The 14,578-nt window shown below is 35.6% G+C and carries 19 protein-coding genes; 15 read left to right on the plus strand and 4 right to left on the minus strand.

Annotation, left to right across the window (positions count from 1 at the left end; translation table 11 throughout):
• Positions 1-433 precede the first annotated feature (433 nt).
• The 11 genes from IHV09_RS10095 (at position 434) to IHV09_RS10145 (ending at position 7,866) form a co-directional block, all read left to right on the plus strand.
• A complete protein-coding gene (locus tag IHV09_RS10095; protein ID WP_197264417.1) occupies positions 434-1,204 on the plus strand; it encodes an isocitrate lyase/PEP mutase family protein in 771 nt (256 codons plus the stop codon).
• Positions 1,205-1,597: 393 nt separating this feature from the next.
• The gene (locus tag IHV09_RS10100; RefSeq protein WP_197264418.1) at positions 1,598-3,091 is read left to right on the plus strand and encodes a serine hydrolase; all 1,494 of its coding nucleotides are present in this window, start codon (positions 1,598-1,600) and stop codon (positions 3,089-3,091) included.
• Between the two features lie 21 nt (positions 3,092-3,112).
• Positions 3,113-3,361, plus strand: a complete 249-nt coding sequence (locus IHV09_RS10105) for a hypothetical protein (RefSeq protein WP_197264419.1) — start codon at positions 3,113-3,115, stop codon at positions 3,359-3,361.
• A 120-nt stretch (positions 3,362-3,481) separates the two neighbouring features.
• A complete protein-coding gene (locus IHV09_RS10110; RefSeq protein ID WP_197264420.1) occupies positions 3,482-3,694 on the plus strand; it encodes a hypothetical protein in 213 nt (70 codons plus the stop codon).
• A gap of 192 nt (positions 3,695-3,886) precedes the next feature.
• Positions 3,887-4,462 carry a histidine phosphatase family protein gene (locus IHV09_RS10115; RefSeq protein WP_197264421.1) on the plus strand — a complete coding sequence of 192 codons (576 nt, stop codon included), beginning with the start codon at positions 3,887-3,889 and terminating at the stop codon, positions 4,460-4,462.
• A gap of 28 nt (positions 4,463-4,490) precedes the next feature.
• Positions 4,491-4,994 (plus strand): NUDIX domain-containing protein, encoded by a 504-nt coding sequence (locus tag IHV09_RS10120; protein WP_197264422.1) that lies wholly within the window; start codon positions 4,491-4,493, stop codon positions 4,992-4,994.
• Positions 4,995-5,175: 181 nt separating this feature from the next.
• Complete coding sequence (locus IHV09_RS10125; RefSeq protein WP_197189819.1) at positions 5,176-5,541, plus strand: DUF2089 domain-containing protein; 366 nt, start codon at positions 5,176-5,178, stop codon at positions 5,539-5,541.
• 12 nt (positions 5,542-5,553) lie between these two features.
• Positions 5,554-5,955: an SHOCT-like domain-containing protein gene (locus IHV09_RS10130; protein WP_197129146.1), complete on the plus strand. Its 402-nt coding sequence runs from the start codon at positions 5,554-5,556 to the stop codon at positions 5,953-5,955.
• Between the two features lie 11 nt (positions 5,956-5,966).
• Entirely contained in the window at positions 5,967-6,248 is a 282-nt protein-coding gene (locus IHV09_RS10135) for a hypothetical protein (RefSeq protein WP_197264423.1), read from the plus strand.
• Positions 6,249-6,487: 239 nt separating this feature from the next.
• Positions 6,488-7,195, plus strand: coding sequence for a DNA alkylation repair protein (locus tag IHV09_RS10140; RefSeq protein ID WP_197264424.1), 708 nt, complete (start codon positions 6,488-6,490; stop codon positions 7,193-7,195).
• Positions 7,196-7,323: 128 nt separating this feature from the next.
• Positions 7,324-7,866, plus strand: a complete 543-nt coding sequence (locus IHV09_RS10145; protein ID WP_197264538.1) for a class I SAM-dependent methyltransferase — start codon at positions 7,324-7,326, stop codon at positions 7,864-7,866.
• A 49-nt stretch (positions 7,867-7,915) separates the two neighbouring features.
• Here the strand turns inward: IHV09_RS10145 and IHV09_RS10150 are convergent, their stop codons facing one another.
• The 4 genes from IHV09_RS10150 to IHV09_RS10165 all read right to left on the minus strand — a co-directional run bounded on the left by IHV09_RS10150 (position 7,916) and on the right by IHV09_RS10165 (position 11,843).
• On the minus strand, positions 7,916-8,590 hold the full coding sequence (locus IHV09_RS10150; protein WP_197264425.1) for an ABC transporter ATP-binding protein: 675 nt from the start codon (positions 8,588-8,590) through the stop codon (positions 7,916-7,918).
• A gap of 3 nt (positions 8,591-8,593) precedes the next feature.
• Positions 8,594-9,628 carry an ABC transporter permease gene (locus tag IHV09_RS10155; RefSeq protein WP_197264426.1) on the minus strand — a complete coding sequence of 345 codons (1,035 nt, stop codon included), beginning with the start codon at positions 9,626-9,628 and terminating at the stop codon, positions 8,594-8,596.
• A gap of 161 nt (positions 9,629-9,789) precedes the next feature.
• Positions 9,790-11,169: a sensor histidine kinase gene (locus IHV09_RS10160; protein WP_197264427.1), complete on the minus strand. Its 1,380-nt coding sequence runs from the start codon at positions 11,167-11,169 to the stop codon at positions 9,790-9,792.
• The gene (locus tag IHV09_RS10165; protein ID WP_197264428.1) at positions 11,166-11,843 is read right to left on the minus strand and encodes a response regulator transcription factor; all 678 of its coding nucleotides are present in this window, start codon (positions 11,841-11,843) and stop codon (positions 11,166-11,168) included. The genes IHV09_RS10160 and IHV09_RS10165 overlap by 4 nt, the downstream gene beginning before the upstream one ends.
• A gap of 477 nt (positions 11,844-12,320) precedes the next feature.
• On the opposite strand from IHV09_RS10165, the gene IHV09_RS10170 reads away from it, so the two are divergent.
• From IHV09_RS10170 to IHV09_RS10185, 4 genes are all read left to right on the plus strand, one after another.
• Positions 12,321-12,512: an alpha/beta-type small acid-soluble spore protein gene (locus IHV09_RS10170; RefSeq protein WP_066397779.1), complete on the plus strand. Its 192-nt coding sequence runs from the start codon at positions 12,321-12,323 to the stop codon at positions 12,510-12,512.
• Positions 12,513-12,620: 108 nt separating this feature from the next.
• Complete coding sequence (locus IHV09_RS10175; RefSeq protein WP_197129168.1) at positions 12,621-12,761, plus strand: hypothetical protein; 141 nt, start codon at positions 12,621-12,623, stop codon at positions 12,759-12,761.
• Between the two features lie 222 nt (positions 12,762-12,983).
• Complete coding sequence (locus IHV09_RS10180; RefSeq protein WP_197264429.1) at positions 12,984-13,619, plus strand: FMN-dependent NADH-azoreductase; 636 nt, start codon at positions 12,984-12,986, stop codon at positions 13,617-13,619.
• Between the two features lie 253 nt (positions 13,620-13,872).
• Positions 13,873-14,547: a DUF4867 family protein gene (locus IHV09_RS10185; protein WP_231618250.1), complete on the plus strand. Its 675-nt coding sequence runs from the start codon at positions 13,873-13,875 to the stop codon at positions 14,545-14,547.
• The last annotated feature ends 31 nt before the right edge of the window (positions 14,548-14,578 follow it).

The following is a 14,578-nucleotide window of genomic DNA, read 5'->3' on the forward strand; positions in this document are numbered from 1 at the left end:
AGGATAGTCAAGATTCTACCTTAGATTATCTTACCAATAAGATTCTTTTACACCCTAGTACGAAAAAAAGTACTAGAGGATAGTATTAGAAATATAAGAGGGGATGATGTCAAAGAAATTAGCTGAATTGTAATTACTTAATCCATTAATTAAATGAAATAATGAGTTCATATCATCTAAAATTAACATAAATGATTTTCCGTTTATCGGGTGCGTTGATCTAAAGGATTAACGCCTTTTTTATGGAATTTATTGAACAAACCTAGCAGGATTGTAGAATAAGGAATAATTGATATTAATTAGAATTAAGTTTAATAACTTTAACTTGAATGAAAAAACCCTCGCCTTATTAGACTATAAGAGCAAGATTGAGGACGAAATGAGAGTAGATCTCCTGTTAATATGATTTTAAATTAACATTTGGAGGAAAAAAATGAACAAAATTCAGGAATTCAATAATCTACATCATTCAAAGGATTTATTGTTTTTAGGTAATGCTTGGGATCTTTTATCAGCCTTAACTTTAGAGAAAGCAGGATTCAAAGCAGTTGGTACAACGAGTTGGGGGATTGCAAACTCGCTAGGATATGCAGATGGAGAATTAATTGATTTTAAGAGGCATTTAGGAATCATCAAAACAATTACAGACAATGTGAAAATACCTGTGTCCGCGGACATTGAAGCAGGTTACGGGGAAGATACAGAAACCATAGTTAATAATGTTTTAAGGACGGCAGATGTAGGTGTTGCTGGTATCAACATTGAGGATTCACTCAAAAAACAAAAAGGGTTAAAAGATATAACTGAGCACTGTAACCTTTTATCAAAAATCAGAACTGCTTTAGAGCAGCATGGCTACAAAGATTTTTATATTAATGCTAGAACGGATACATATTTTCAATTGGAAAATCCTCTTCCTGAAACAATAGAGCGGTCCAAGTCTTATGTAGAGAGTGGGGCAAGTGGTATTTTTGTCCCTGGTCTACTTCAAAAAAATGAAATCAAAGAAATCGTAGCAAATTTAAACGCTCCCCTTAATGTTTTATCATTGCCTGGATTAACAAACTGCAACGAACTAAATGAGTGTGGCGTAAAACGTTTCAGCTTTGGTAATGCCCTATCTGATAAGGTTATAGATTTATTACAGAAGAGTGCAGAACAACTATTAGAATCAAAGGACACCTCATTTTTATATGAAAACTAATGTACATTGAATAGAAAATTTCACTATAAATTAATAGTTCAATTTGTTTATTCTATAAATAGGATGCGTTGATCCAAGAAGGATTAACGCTTTTTCTTTTATGATTCATTAATGACACTTTCTTACTCCACAATCGGTTGCATTTCTTCAGGAGTGTATTTCCAAAAGAGATTCTCTTTTTACATATAAATAACGTTTAATAGTACTGTTAATCAAAATGATATTAACAGTGCTCTTTTTTTGAAATTTATATGGTATAACAAATAACACTATAAAACTAATTTTTGGAAAATTGAAATGAAATTAGTATTATATAATTGGGTTTAACTGTAAAATATAGATTGATCTATGCATCTATTATTCATGCGAAATTGCCATCAAGGAGAAAAAGTTATGAAACAATTAGTAAGAATAATTAGCTTTTTGGTTCCATTGATTCTAGGATTGGATGGTCTAGCTGCTCATTTAGTAATCGCTGAATCAAGTGGAAAAATGGAGAAAATCGAAGAGCTGGTTGAACAGCAAAGACATATTAGTAAAATTCCAGGTATATCACTAGTTATCGTTGAAAAGGGTGAAACAGTTTATCAAAGGGGTTTCGGCTACAAAAACGTGAAAGAGAAAACACCTGTTACGTCCAGCACATTATTTGAGATTGGATCAACTACTAAGGCATTTACAGGTTTGGCCATTCTTCGTTTGGAGAAGGAAGAGAAGTTAAAACGTTCTGATAGTGTTCAAAAATATATTCCATGGTTGAAGCTTACATATCAGGGAGAACCTCAAACCATTACGCTGAATCAGTTACTCTATCATTCAAGCGGAATCGCATCAAATTCTATAGCGCAAATTCCTGTAAGTAATGCTTCAAACGCACTTGAATTGAACGTAAAGACATTATTGAATCAGGAACTGAATCGAAAGCCAGGAAGCACGTTTGAATATGCAACAATAAATTACGATGTACTAGGACTCGTAATTGAAAATGTAACGAAACAACCTTATGATTTTTACATAAAAAATCAGGTATTAAAACCTATTGGGATGAAAGGTTCCTTCGTTGGTCTCCACCAACTTCAGCCATCTACGGTCGCACAAGGCTATAAGATAGGATTTTTGAGAGAGCAGAAATACACACCACCTATTTATCGCGGGAACATACCCGCTGGCTATATCATCAGCAACACTACTGACATTGCGAAATGGATGAATTTACAGTTAGGGTCTGATTCGAATAAAGCGTTTAATAAGCAACTGATTAAAGAATCGCACCATCCTGATCGATCGGTGGCTGCTTTTAATAAGAATTCTTACTATGCTAGCGGATGGGAAGTTGTAAAAAAGGAAGCAAAACAATATATTCAGCATGAGGGGCAAAACCCAACATATTCATCGTTTATCATTATGCAGCCAGATAAAGAATTAGGTGTAGCAATCCTTTCTAATATGAATTCAAGTTTTACGACATCGATCGGCCAAAGTGTTATGGATATATGGGAAGGTAAAAGTGTTTCAACCAACCAAACTGACAGTTATCAAAAGCTGGATAAAATAGCAACCTTTCTCCTTAGTGTACTTATTGTACTTGGTGCTATTTTTACCCTATTATCACTACGAACAATAAGAAAGATTGTTAGAAAACAAAGAGAAAGAAGAGCTTTAAAAGGCAAGGTGATCTTGATGTTATCCATACACACGTTAATAGTCTCTGCAATATTAATTTTAGTGATATTAACTCCAAAAATCTTATTAGGATTTACCTGGACATTCATACAGGTATGGGGACCAGTTTCTATTACAGTATTATTTTATAGTTTTATAACCACAAGCATTATTTTCTATGTGTATGGGATATTGCTTATTCTCACAAAAAATATACAGCAATAATAATTTATTTAGGGAGCTATTATGGTTAAACCAGAAGTGAAATTATTAAAAATAAATAATATTAAAGAAATAAAAGATGAGACATATAGAGAGTTCTTATATTCCATAGAAGAGAAGTATTATTTATTATCTGTACATATTGGAGAACACACTGTGGGAGTATGTAATATTAAAAAAGTAGATAAGAGAAGTTTTGAAATAGTTGATTATATTGGTTCTGAAAGTTGTATTAAACTAATTGAAGAAAAATTAGCGAATTTTAATAATTAGTTATTCAACAAATGGGTTGCGTTAATCTAAGAAGAATTAAGACCTATTTTATGAACTTATTGAACAAATGAGCATTAATAAAGACATAATATATGACATAAATAAGTTTGAGGTGAATTCATGAAAAAATTTGGATACGGTCTGATGGTAATGGTTTTTGGATTTATTATTATTATGTTCACCGCATCTATCTATGATAATGGTTCGGATGGTCCAATTACTGGTGGTACTTTATATAATGGATTAATGATGTTAATAGTCTCCATTTTGTTCTTTTGCGGAACAATGACCGTGTGTACACTTTTAATAATAGATGCATTAAAGAAGAAGTAAAGATTACTCCTATTTTAACACGGGTGCATTTTTAGAATACAAAACTTTAAAGGGGATCTACTAGAGATGGTATAGGATTTTTAATAGCTTTTAGTGTTATATACCAAAATGGACAATCTATTTGCTTTTATTTTTATATTGTTTTTTTTAGGATTTTATAAGTAAAACTCTAAGTAAAGTATGGGAGGTCTCATGAACACAATCGTATACATGGTAAGGCATGGTGACTCACCAAAGGAAGGCAATGAACGGACGAGAGGATTAACCGAAAAAGGGTATGAAGATGCTTGTCGTGTGACTGAACTTCTAAAAGACAAGAAGATTGATATTGTAGTTTCGAGCCCTTACCGCCGCTCTATTTTAACGATAGAAAAGATAGCTTTACATATAAGGAAAGAAGTTGAGGTTATTGAGGGTCTAAGAGAAAGAGTATTTTCTTCGAGTTCCAATAGATTAGAAGATAATGAGCTCGGTCCTCTATTAGAAAAATCATTTGTAGACTTTAATTTCTCTCTTGAGGATGGCGAATCAAATGCAGCTTGTCAAAAGAGGGCAGTTCAAGTTTTGAAAGAACTCTTACATACGTATAAAGATAAAAATATGGTAATCGGAACTCATGGTGCCGTTATGACCTTGATGATGAATTATTTTGATTCTTCTTTTGACTTAGATTTTCTCTACAGCACAACAAAACCGGATATCTATAGATTAGCGTTTAATGACGAGGAGTTAGTAAGCGTTGAAAGAGTATGGGAAAAGACTTCATAAAATTAATTGATAACGGGGGAATAATGACATGACCTATCATATTCGAGTAAGAGTAGGCGCACTTATTATTGAAAATGATGAGATATTATTAACAGAGTTTAATGATCCATATCGGGGAATTTTTTATGATTTTCCAGCTGGTGGAGCGGAACCTCATGAATCTCTGATCGAAGCTGTAAAGAGGGAAGCAAGGGAGGAAGCGAATATTGATGTGGAGGTAGGTCCATTAGCTTTTGTCTATGAGTATGCTCCTCATCTAAACGAAAATAAGTATGGTCAAACACACACGCTAGTCATGCTGTTTGATTGTACATTGAATAGTGGGTCCAAACCTAAATTGCCAGATAAGCCTGATCCAAATCAGACAGCTGTTAAGTGGGTTCCACTAACAGAGCTTGAACAACTAGAGCTTTATGCGAACATTGGAAAACAAATTAATGATTATGCGAGCAAGAAGCGAAATATTGATCTACTACAAGAACACAAACTTCTAGATCAAACATTTACATCTAAACTCACGGAGACTTTTTAATAAGGGAAGTCTCTTTTTTTATAGGAGCTTTAATAATGTTAAGTCTAAAATTAAGTATTAAACAAAAAATATCAATAAAATTAATTTATTTAATTTTAAATATTAATATTTTGATAAAAACTATTCACAAAATTAATTCGAAGGTATATAATCTAATTAATTGATGAGAAAGGAGAATGAGATGGCTCACCCATTACTTACAAATTGTCCGGTTTGTTCACAAACATTAAAGATTACTAAACTTCACTGTTCACATTGTCACACGACAATTGAGAACGAATTCGAATTATCAAAATTTGCGTCACTAACGAAAGAGCAGCTTCATTTTGTTGAAGTTTTTCTTGTATGCAGAGGCAATATTAAAGAGGTTGAAAAAGAGCTAGGGATATCGTATCCAACCGTTCGAGGCAAGCTGAACGACATAGCCTCTTCATTAGGATATGAAACCAAAAAGAAGAATGAGGTCGATGAGAAAAAGATTGTTGGGATGCTTGAGCGCGGAGAGATTTCTCCAGATGAAGCAATCAAAATGCTAAAGGATGAATAGGAGGATATAAAAATGAAAAGTGAGATTGAGAAAGTCTTAACGATGGTGCAAGAAGGTAAGATTGATACAGATAAAGGTTCAGAATTAATTCAAGTCTTACAAGAAAAAGAACACTCTACTACTGTTAAGCCATTAAGCTATACGTCTCATAATTCTTCTAATTACATCGACAAAACCTTGAAGATCCGTGTTGTATCTGAGAGTGACAATGTGAATGTGAACCTACCCATCAAACTAGTAAAGGTTGTACTAGCAGCAGGTCACAACATTGCTCTAAAGATTCCTCAATCTGAACAATATGTAAAAGATATTGATATCAATCTAATACTTGAAGCCATTGAAAACGAACTGGATGGACAGATTGTTGATGTGAAGTCAGCGAACGGGGATACCGTTTCAATTACGATTGAGTAGAGGATGCAAACATGTTACATGTAAATGTGAAAACAAAAGAGGCAAAATTCTCAATTCCTGTTCCTTATGTCCTATTAAATATAGGGATATCCATTATCACTTCTAAGTTATTAATTCGACATGTAAACAAATGGTCGAAACCTCATCTAGATAAGAAAAACATAGCCTTCACCATTCCTTCCATAGATCAATCAGAACTGAAACCTATTATTAAAGAGCTAAAAAAGCACAAAGGATTAGAGCTTGTTAATGTGAAAGCACAAGATGGAACTGAAGTGATTGTGAGATTATAAAACGGATAAAAACACAGTTGGGAGGTTTCTGGTTTTGTAAAAGCATTCATAATCAGATAAATAAGTAGAAAAATGAGTGCATTTCTTTCATGGAAAGAGCACTTATTTTTTTATGGTGCAAGTTGATTGCTGGTGAAAGAGGAATATCTAAATCAGTCGAGAAGAGAAAGGGGTAGTGAATGATGAAATCCATCTCACTAGTTGACCCTGAATTCCAACACAAAAAGGAAGTGTAATAAATGAATGCAGAAGATGTGATGCAGGAACTTGAAGCTCTTGGCAAGGAACGGACCAAGAAGATGTATATATCCAATGGTGCCAAAGAACCAGTGTTTGGTGTAGCAACTGGTGCCATGAAGCCTATCGCTAAAAAGATTAAAGGAAATCAAACTTTAGCTGAGGAGCTTTACGCGACAGGAAATTACGATGCGATGTACTTTGCAGGAATCATAGCTGATCCGACCAGCATGACTGAAAATGATTTTGAGCGTTGGATTGACGAAGCTTATTTTTATATGTTGTCCGATTATGTAGTAGCAGTCACACTAGCTGAAACTGAAATGGCACAAGAGGTTGCTGACAAATGGATTGCAAGTGGGGAAGAGCTCAGAATGTCAGCAGGATGGAGTTGTTATTGCTGGCTATTAGGAAATCGGCCAGACAGCGAATTCTCAAGAACGAAGTTAGAAAAAATGCTTGAGGTCGTAAAAAATACCATTCATGATGCACCTGAACGAACAAAATCTTCAATGAATAATTTTGTCTATACAGTAGGGGTATCCTACGTGCCATTACATGAAAAAGCGGTTGAGACAGCAAACGCTATAGGACCGGTAGAAATGAAACAGGACAAGAAAAAAGCGAAGTATCTACTTGCTTCTGAAAATATTCAAAAGGCGATAGATAAAGGTCAGGTTGGTTTTAAGCGGAAATACGTAAGGTGTTAATTATTTAGATTATAATGATACTCCTGTTTTGAGTTCGTTTATGAAAAACAATTTTGCACGGGAATTAATTTTATAATTCAAATTCCGAATGATAGGGCGTGTTTTCTAGATTGAATAAACAAGCTGATATGAAAGTTGTAATCGGTGCAGGTGAGTATAATAATAATCCCAATTGGCTGCAGACGCGGGAGTCAGAACTAAATTTATTAAAGCGGCTTGATTGGGAGAGGCAATTTTCAGGTGAATCGTTACAAGCAATCTTAGCTGAACACGTATGGGAGCATTTGACTTTTGCAGAGGGAGTCGAGGCGGCAAAGATTTGCTTTGATTTTTTAAAGCCAGGTGGCCACATTCGTTGTGCAGTACCAGATGGCTTTTTTCCTGATAAAGATTATCAAATGGGTGTACAAATAGGAGGTCCTGGGCCGAAAGATCATCCTGCTGCAAGTCATAAGATTGTACATAATTATAGAACAATTACATCTATGTTTAGAAAAGCGGGTTTTTCTGTTACTCTATTAGAATATTGTGATGAGAAAGGAAATTTTCATACACAGGATTGGGATGAAAGTGAAGGATATATTTATCGTTCTATGCGCTTTGATCATAGAAATAAAAACGGGAAACTTGGTTTTGTATCTTTAATAGTGGACGCAATAAAGCCTTTTTAACCCTAATATACCGTTCAAGCACAATAGGCATTGAACGGTATATTTTAATTTACACAACCAAACCATCGCTCATTTTAACAACATGATCAACATAAGAAAGCATATCCTCGTCATGGGTGACCATAAGAGTCGTAATGTTTAAGGTTTTCGTTAGATCTTGGATGAGTGACATAATCTCTTTAGATTTCTTTGTATCCAGACTTGCAGTCGGTTCATCTGCAAAGAGAACTTTCGGTTTATGAATAACTGCTCGAGCGATAGCGACGCGCTGTTTCTCTCCACCGGATAAAGAAGAGGGATAAGCATGTTTTCGATGGGATAAACCAACACGGTCTAAAATATAATCAATTTCTTGTTCACGTTTTTCATTTTTCATTTTTACTTCAGATACATCTAACATGAGGCTTAATTGCTCCCGAACGGTTAAAAACGGGACAAGATGTGCAAATTGGAAAACAAAACCGAATTTCTTGGCTCTTATGCTGCGCATTTCCTCTGAAGTCATGGAAGTTAAGTTATGTCCTTTAAATAAAATATTCCCGTCTGATGCCGGCTGCAGTCCTGCAGCAATGGTTAGCAGGGTACTCTTACCAGACCCCGATGGACCGACTAACGCTGTAATTTCACCTTCTTTAAGTTTAAGGTTTACTCCTTTCAAAACCTCTTCGTTTACATCACCATTTCTAAACGTTTTTCGTAATTCATCAATCGTAAAAATATCCATATATTAAACCTCTCCTTGTTGTATGGCTTGTAAAGGTTCAACTTTTTTAATTTGTAAACCAGATAGCGTAGCTCCAATAAATCCAATCACCAGGAAGACGATGGACAATTGCAGCGTGGTTTCGTTCGTTAAATGATAAGGCATATCCTTAGGTGCAATTTCCTTGAATAATTGGCTAAAACCAACAGAAAGAGTAAGGGATATGATTGTGATGCATAGCATTTGTGTCCACATCATTTTAAACAGATCACTTGTTTTTACGCCGATTGCTTTCAATATGCCATATAGCCCAATCTTTTGAACGTTCATCATATAGAAGAAGATAGCGAACAGCATACCGCTAATAACGATTAGAAACCAAACGATCATATTCAAAGACATTTGTTCTGCACTGTAACTCGGAATGGTAGAAAGGAATTCTTTATTCGAGAAAGTTTGCAGCTCTTTGAAATTTAGTGTTTCATCTGCACCTGGTATGAAAAGTAGCTGCATTTCTTCAGCTCGATACATCTGCTTGTAATCTTCCATATTCAGAAAAGCAACTGGAGCATGACTGAACTTTTTTTGGTCAACAAAATCCTTAACAACAAGCGGTTCGTTGAATGGTTTATGTGTTAAGGTATCACCAACTTTAATTCCGTCTTTCTCTAATGAACGGTCTAGAACGATTTCCCCGGGTGCCACTGATTGGAATAATTTAGAATCGGTAGAAGCAACAAAAGCAACGCTTCGTTGTTTGTCACTCTCATCGTTTAGAAAACCCATTTGTATAGAGAGTGCAGCAGCATTTTTATGTTTGTTTAACACTTGCTCTTGAAGCCTATTATCAATTCTAGAGAGGTTGTAATTTTCTTCTGCGTCATTATTCATATAAAACTGGCCGTTCGGCAAGTCTTTAATTAAGGCAGCGTTATCTTGTGATAACCCATTGGCCAAACCAGAAATAATAAACGTTAACAAACTTACAAGAAAGATGATGGAACCTAATATGAAAAACCTCATTTTATTTTTTTTGATTTCTTTCCATGCGATGCTCATAACTTCTCTCCTCCAATCTTTTTACATCTTTAGTTTAGAATCGTTATATGAACGGACAATGAACAACACGTTACAAATCGTTGGAGAGAAGGGAAGAGGTGCATAAAAAAGGCACCACCAATGTATTTTCATTGAGAGTGCCTGAGTATTTTAAGATGTATTTAATCAATAGGGAGTTCAACGGCAATTGTCGTTCCTTCGTTCTCCTTACTTTTCACAACCGTTTTTCCATCATGCAGTTGTACAATGGTAGCGACGATCGATAGTCCGAGTCCTGTACCATCTATTGTTTTCGAACGAGCAACATCTGCTCGATAAAAGCGGTCAAAAATTCTTTCAACTTCCTCTTCATTCATGCCTATACCGGTATCTTTAAAGATGATCATGATGGATTTTTCTCTTTTTTCAACAGATACCTCGATGCTTCCTTCACGGTTATTATACTTAATGGCATTGGTAAGAAGGTTGTCCCATACGGTGCTTAATAGAGAAGGATCTCCGAAAAATTCGGTATCTGGTAAGGAATAACTAAGCATAATTCCTTTCTCATTGATCAGCCATTGATAATTTCGAATCAGTTCTTTAATTTGTTGTGAAACATTGAGATGTTTTCTCTGTAAAATATCTTCGTTTCGATCCAGTGAAGCAAGAAGCAATAATTGCTTCGTTAGGTTCGAGAGTCTACTGATTTCATCATTTATTACAGAGATGTACTTTGCGCGGTCAATTGAACTCAGTTCTTCTTTTTCTAACAGGTTGGTATATCCTTTTATATTCGACAACGGTGACTGAATATCATGAGAGATATTTGAGATGAACTCTTTTCGCATCTCATCTGACTGTTCTAGTTTTCGAGCCATGTGCTGAAAACTTTGAGAGAGCACGCCAAGTTCATCGCTACGCCTCGTATCGAGCTCAACAGAGAAGAATCCCTTTGAGAGCGATTTTGTAGCGGTGTTCAATTTTGAGATAGGTCTTACTAAATATTTTGTACTAACCACTACCATTAAGATACTAAGAACAATCATCAATCCAAAAAGCCATCCGAAAAGTACATGCATTTCATTAAAAAGGAGTTTGATATCAGGTCGTATAAACAGAGCATACTTTTTTTCCTGATATGTTAGAGGAACCCCAATCGAATTACTTAGTTCGTTTGCAAAAAATCCCGTTACAAATGTTTGTTTTGGAAAATGAAGAATTCCATGATAGATCTCACCATTAAGTACAGATTCTTTCGTAGAAGATGAAAGGGAGGTGTTACGAAATTTCGCCCCAAAATACGTTTCGTTTCCGGAACTCTCAACAAGGTAGATCTGATACCCAATCTTAGATAGGTTTCTCAAGTAATCGTTCAGGTTGATAGTAGGGTGTTTTTCCACAAAAGAAGCCATCTCAAGCGCAATCCCTGTATTTTTTTGATCATTAGCCGGCTTTAATTTTTCCTGATAGTATGTATTGGAAGCAATAAAGGCTAATACGCCGCTTAAAAGCATGATGCCAATCGTTATGACGACAAATTTGGTATATAGCGACTTCATTTTTTAACCTCCAATAAATAACCTACTCCACGGACCGTTTTAATTTGAAAGTCATCAGTCAGGTTCGAAAACCTTTCTCTTAACCTTTTGACATGTACATCTACCGTGCGATCGTCGCCTTCATAATTTAAGCCCCAGATGTGTTGAATGAGCTGATCTCGTGTAAAAGCCTGCATAGGATTCGAGATGAAAAAATAGAGCAATTCAAATTCTTTCAAAGGTAATAGAATCGTTACATCGTTAATATAAACTTCATAGGTTTTTTTGTTTACCGTTGTGCGTCCTAAGCTGATGATGGAATTATCTTGGTGTTTATCGTATCTTCTTAAAAGTGCCTTGATTCGAAAAAGTAATTCTCTCGCTTCAAATGGTTTTACGAGATAATCATCTGTTCCGGATAAGTAGCCCTGTTCTTTATCTTCAATCTGATTTTTGGATGTTAATAGAATCACAGGAATATCGTAATTTTCTCGAATTTCTTTTGTTAAGGAATAACCGTCCATAAAGGGCATCATCACATCAACTACAGCGAGATCAAACCTCTTTAGCCGTAAGATATCTAAAGCTTCAATGCCGTCTTTTGCTTGAGAGACTTGATACCCTGCTTCACTTAGATGATAGTGCAGCAGCTCAAGTATATTTTTATCATCATCTACAATTAAAATATGGGTCACGATGTAATCCTCCTAATGAGAATCAAATAGGTTGCGGTATAAGCAACATTAGTCTATCCGAAATGGTTGATATTCACAAATTTCAGCTTAGCTTCTGCCACTTAGCCACAGCAAAAAAGCTAACCAAAAGGCTAGCTTTTTTTGTGGCTTTAATTGATTGGGTTAGCCAATTCTCTTCTTGTTTTTCTTGCTTTTAGCACGTTTTTTAGAAGATAGAACCCCGTTTAAGATACTAATGAAACTCACAATGAATTCCCCCCATATAGAACTTCCGAAAAGAGAATATTCGGTGTATCCTCTCTTCTCCATATCTTATGCAGACATGTTTAAAATGTTTGGACAAACTGTATCCATACTTAAGCAAATAATAAAATACACACACACCTAATGAAACATTGAAAAAAATTTTTAAAGGTTATGAATAAGATTGAAAGTTAGTGGGATTATAAGAGTAGAAATGAAAGGGAGGTGAATAGAATGGCTAAAAACAACAGCAACCAATTATCAGTACCTGGAGCTCAAGGAGCTCTTGATCAAATGAAGTATGAGATCGCTTCTGAGTTCGGTGTAAACCTTGGACCAGACACTACTTCACGTGCAAACGGATCTGTAGGTGGAGAAATCACTAAGCGTCTTGTAGCACAAGCTTTAGGCGGACAACGCTACTAATTTTCAAACCTTTTGCTATGGCTATCTGTTTTATGCAGATAGCTTTTTTTGTATGAATTAAAAGTTAAACAACCGTTTAAACTATCTCTGTTGGAGGTGAATGGATAGATGAATGAAGATAGACCGACACACTATGATGGGAGTCTTTTAAACACTGAAGTTTTCAATGATGATACTTTGCAAGAGCCGTTTCTTTTAACAGATGAAGTGAGGGCGAACATTGCTGGGAATCCTTATGATAAATCGTGATTGCAGTTCATTGAAAGTCGTTGATTTCCGCTCCAGGTTGCTCGCTTTCCATGGGGCGACCGGTGAGCCCCTTGCCGCTTTGCGCCCTTAAGGGTCTCACCTGACCGCTCGTCCCATAGGAGTCGGCAACCTTCCGCTCCAATCAACTTGCATAGAAGTGAAAAGAACATTCAAAGCAACGGTAATTTAGAAAAGAAAAAACTGAAAGGCAGTGTCAATTACATGACAAAGGTATTATATATTACAGCGCATCCTCATGATGATCAAGTCTCTTACAGCATGGCTGTTGGTAAAGCATTTATTGATGAATACAAAAAAGTTAACCCGGATCATGAATGGATCCATGTGGATTTGTATAAAGAGGACATTCCTCATATCGACCTAGATGTATTTAGTGGATGGGGTAAACTGCAATCTGGTAAAGGATTTGAAGAGCTTTCTGCAGATGAAAAAGCGAAAGTAGGAAGACTTTCAGAGCTTTGTGAGCAGTTTGTAGCAGCTGATAAATATATATTTGTAACGCCAATGTGGAATTTCTCATTTCCACCTGTTATGAAAGCATACATCGATTCAGTGGCGGTAGCAGGAAAAGCGTTCAAGTATACAGAGCAAGGACCTGTAGGACTATTAACGAACAAGAAAGCACTACATATACAAGCTAGCGGCGGGATCTATTCAGAAGGACCTGCAGCAGCAATGGAGATGGGGCACCGTTATTTAAGCGTGATCATGCAATTTTTTGGCGTTCCATCGTTCCAAGGATTGTTTGTTGAAGGACATGCGGCCATGCCAGATAAAGCGAATGAAATTAAAGAAAATGCCATTGCTCGTGCTAAAGATTCCGCACATACGTTTTAACAGTTAGAAACCTCCCAAAAAGAAAACTTGTAGACGTTGTCTGCAAGTTTTTTTATAATGAAAAATCCTTGTCTACCAACTAAAAAGAGCATTTGTAAACAATTGTATGTAAAAAACTCCTTGCAATTTTGAATGCGTTTTCATAGAATAAAAAGCAACATCTATATTGACTGAATTTTTTTAAAACAAAAGGTAGTGATGTTTTAATAAAGATACCTATGTTATTGTTTTTTGAAAAAGAGGAGGTAATAAGTTGTCACACGTAAACATGAAAGAAAACAGCATGATTATAGAGCATGTTAGTGATGATTCATTCAAGAGTTATGGAAAAGTGATTACAGGCTATGATTTTACACGTTTAATGAACACGATGAAGCAATCTACGAAAATTCCAGAGCATGAAAATGTTTATGTGGCTTCAGAACCGATTCTGGAAGACGATCTCGTAAAAAAACAAATTGAGACTTACTTTTATGGTGAGATGCCTGCCCAGATTGGGTATTGCAACGGTCGGAATTCAACGTTAAATGGCCTTGAATATCACAAAGGAAGTGAGATCAATATAGCAGTGACTGATCTAGTTCTCCTTCTTGGAAAAGTACAGGATATCGAAAATAATACATTTCATTCGAATAATGTAAGGGCTTTCTTTATTCCTGAAGGAACGGCAATTGAAATATACGAGACGACACTGCACTTTGCACCTTGTAAAGTTCAAGAATCAGGATTCAAATGCATTGTTGTTTTACCAAAAGGAACGAATGAACCGTTAGAAGTTGCGCCAGCAGAGCGTGAAAAAAGTACTGATGAAGATCACTTGCTTTTTATGAAGAATAAATGGCTGATCGCACATCCGGATCGAAAAAAGCTGATAGAAAAGGGAGCTTATCCTGGAATTATCGGTGACAACATAGAAGTCTTGTTTTAACTATCATTATTTAAAAGGACAGGGGTGTTCG

The organism is Fictibacillus sp. 23RED33 (assembly GCF_015903925.1).
GTDB classification, from domain to species: domain Bacteria; phylum Bacillota; class Bacilli; order Bacillales; family Fictibacillaceae; genus Fictibacillus; species Fictibacillus phosphorivorans.